Here is a 3,193-nt window from a genome sequence, read left to right on the forward strand (position 1 = left end):
TTTCCTTGATCTGAATATAATCTCCGACCTTGATACTGTGTTCAAAAAGCAGAATCAGACCAGAGGCAAAATTGCTGAAAATATTCTGCAGACCAAACCCCAAACCGACACCGACTACGCCACCGAGAATACTCAGACTGCTGAGATTGACGCCCACCGTTTGCAAGGCAATCAAAATACCCAGAGCAATGACGATATAGTAGGTCAACCTGGAAATCGCATAAGCAGTAGCCGCGCCCAGACTCCGGGTCAGGGTTTTCCGCGTCAGCCTTCTCAGCCAGATAGCGCCCCACCAGAGGAAAAACAGGATCAGCACAAATTCGATAATCCCCAGGGGTTCAATCAGAATATTGCCCGGCAAATGCCATGGCGTGGTAAACCATCGCCAGAAAGCCCCCCAATAATCATGCATATTCGGTTTCTCCATCGATTTTTTTGTCCAGGTTAGGGTGTTTGTCCTGGATTATTCCTAGTCTATCAGAATGCGCTCCGTGACAAACATACAACAACCCCTGCCGCAAAGCGTCCACATCAGTTACACTAAAGCAAAAATTGACTGGATAAGGTAGCCCCGTGAAAGCATTTGTTCTCCAGCCCCTGCAAGAGGCCCTCAATGCCCTGCTGCAGCAGGGCGTCATCCCGGAAGTTCCGGCTCAGCTCGAACTGGATCGTCCCAAGCAGGTGGAGCACGGCCATCTGGCCAGCAATATCGCCCTGCTTCTCGCCAAAAAGGCGGGGCGTAAACCCCGTGACCTGGCCGACGCCATTATTGCGGCCTTGCCCGCCAGCCCGTGGATAGTGCGTACGGAAATTGCCGGACCGGGATTTATCAATTTTTTCCTGAGCCCTGCCGCTTTTCATGCGGTCATCGAAAAAATACAGACCGAACAAAACCAGTTCGGGTCCAGCCAACGGGGTGAGCAGCAAAAGCTGCAGCTGGAATTTGTTTCGGCCAATCCCACCGGTCCGCTTCATGTGGGGCACGGTCGGGGTGCTGCCTACGGTGCGAGCCTGGCCAATATTTTGCGCTTCAATGGGTATGATATTTTCTGTGAATATTACGTGAATGATGCCGGTCGGCAGATGGATATTCTGGCCGCCAGTGTTTATATGCGTTACCTCGAAGCGGCCGGACTGCTCCCCTGGTCCTTTCCTGACAACAGTTATCGCGGCGCTTATGTGCGCGAAATTGCGGCACAGCTACGCGCGCAATGTGGCGACCACTTGGAGCATGCCGCAGCAGGCATCCCCAACCTGCCGGCCATGGAAGACGCCGATGCAGCTGTGGACGCACTGATCGCCCATCTCAAACAAAGTCTGGGGGATGATTACAGCGTGCTGCACAGTGCCGGGCTTGATGAAATCCTGAACGACATCCGCAATGATCTGGAACAATTCGGCGTGCATTACGAACGCTGGTATTCAGAACGGCAACTGGTCGATTCCGGTGCCGTAGACCGGGCAGTGGCTGAACTGCAATCTGCCGGACATTGCTACATTCAGGATGGCGCGATCTGGTTCCGGTCAACGACTTTTGGCGATGACAAGGACCGGGTTCTGCGTCGGGAAAACGGCGCGTACACCTACTTTGCATCGGATGTGGCTTACCATGCCGAGAAATTTGCCCGTGGTTTCACCCATGTTGTGGATATGTGGGGAGCCGACCATCACGGCTACGTTCCTCGCGTCAAGGCAGCACTGAAAGCACTGGGACTGGACGACGAAAAACTCGAAGTCGTACTGGTCCAGTTTGCCATTCTTTATCGCGGTGCGGAAAAGGTATCCATGTCCACCCGTGCCGGAGAATTTGTCACCCTGCGCGAACTGCGCGAAGAAGTTGGTAATGATGCCGCCCGCTTTTTTTATGTGCTGCGCCGCGCTGACCAACACCTCGACTTTGATCTGGATCTGGCCAAAAAGCACTCGGAAGAAAATCCGGTATTTTATATCCAGTATGCCCATGCCCGGGTTTACTCCATGCTCCGCCAGGCTACAGAAAAAGGCTTGAGTCTTCCTGCCGATAATGAGCGCGCACTGGATTGTCTGCAAGATTCCCGCGAGCTGGTTCTGGCCGATGCATTATGGCGTTTTCCGGAAGTCGTACACAACGCCGCCCGGGATCGGGAACCGCATCAGATTGCTTTTTATCTGCGCGAGCTGGCCGCCGCTTTTCACACTTATTACAACTCCACCAAGATTCTGGTGGAAGAAACACCCCTGCGCCACGCCCGCCTGACGCTTTGCAAAGGGGTCGCCCAGACCATTGCCAATGGCTTGAAACTGCTTGGGGTCTCGGCACCGGAGCAGATGTAAAACGTCATGCGTGATTATAAAAACCAGACCAGCCGCCCACCTTCCGGAGAGCAGCGCCCGGCGCCTCCACCCCGCAGGCTGAGGGAGCCCGAACCCGAACAGGAAATGGATGAAGAGCAGGAAGCACTGCATTCTACCGAAGATCGAGGTCCCAGACGCTGGCCATGGTTATTGCTCTTTATCATTCTGCTGCTCAGCGCCCTGGTGTGGTGGTGGATCGCGCAATTACCCATCAATACCGGCAAACTGGGGCTCCTGTCGAAAAATTCAGGCAGCACTGCCGCCACCGCATCAACCAGCAGCACCGCCAAGCCTGCAACAGGGGGCAACTCATCAAGTGCCAGTGCCAGTTCCATGGCATTGGCTACGGCCATCGCGTCCTCCGCTGCTCCTGTCCCCAGCACCAGCAAAAACGGGACAGCAGCCAGCACCCAGTCAACTGCCGCTGCCGCTTCCACACGCAGCGGCGTGGATTTCAACTTTTATCAGATCCTGCCGAAAATGCATGTCGATATACCGGCGGACATTCTCGGCAGTGGTCCGGGCATTCCCTCCGCAAGCACCAACAGCGCTGCTGCCGTGGCCGTACATCAGCCGGTGACGATTCAGGTGGGAGCGTTTACGAATCGGGCTGCCGCCGTCGTGCTCCGCGACCGCCTGGCGCTACTGGGCGTCAGCACCGGCATGACCAAAGTGGATGGCAATGGCAGTAACACGCTTTATCGTCTGCAAACCCAAACGTTTGATTCTTTGGCCGATGCCCAGCCCACTCTCGCCAAAATCCGTGGTATGGGCATCACCCCTTTGCTGATTGGCAACGGCATCATCGGTGCAGCAACTAATGCACCGCTGTCCCAGTCTCCAGCGCCTTGATGGCTGC

Annotated in this window: 3 protein-coding genes; 2 read left to right on the plus strand and 1 reads right to left on the minus strand. The window is 55.4% G+C overall.

Annotation, left to right across the window (positions count from 1 at the left end):
* A partial coding sequence (locus AC2VLY_RS12360; protein ID WP_486922373.1) for a mechanosensitive ion channel domain-containing protein occupies positions 1-412 on the minus strand: 412 nt, incomplete at its 3' end.
* 161 nt (positions 413-573) lie between these two features.
* Between AC2VLY_RS12360 and argS the strand changes: the two genes are divergently transcribed.
* Together argS and AC2VLY_RS12370 are read left to right on the plus strand one after the other, a co-directional pair.
* A complete protein-coding gene (gene argS / locus AC2VLY_RS12365; RefSeq protein ID WP_486892823.1) occupies positions 574-2,313 on the plus strand; it encodes an arginine--tRNA ligase in 1,740 nt (579 codons plus the stop codon).
* Between the two features lie 6 nt (positions 2,314-2,319).
* Positions 2,320-3,186, plus strand: coding sequence for an SPOR domain-containing protein (locus AC2VLY_RS12370; protein ID WP_486892822.1), 867 nt, complete (start codon positions 2,320-2,322; stop codon positions 3,184-3,186).
* Positions 3,187-3,193: the final 7 nt, after the last annotated feature.

It is taken from the genome of Acidithiobacillus sp. TH-A36 (assembly GCF_057473445.1).

Coding starts and splice junctions, on each gene's coding strand:
- AC2VLY_RS12370 (WP_486892822.1), top strand. CDS start 2,320: ATGCGTGATTATAAAAACCAGACCAGCCGCCCACCTTCCGGAGAGCAG.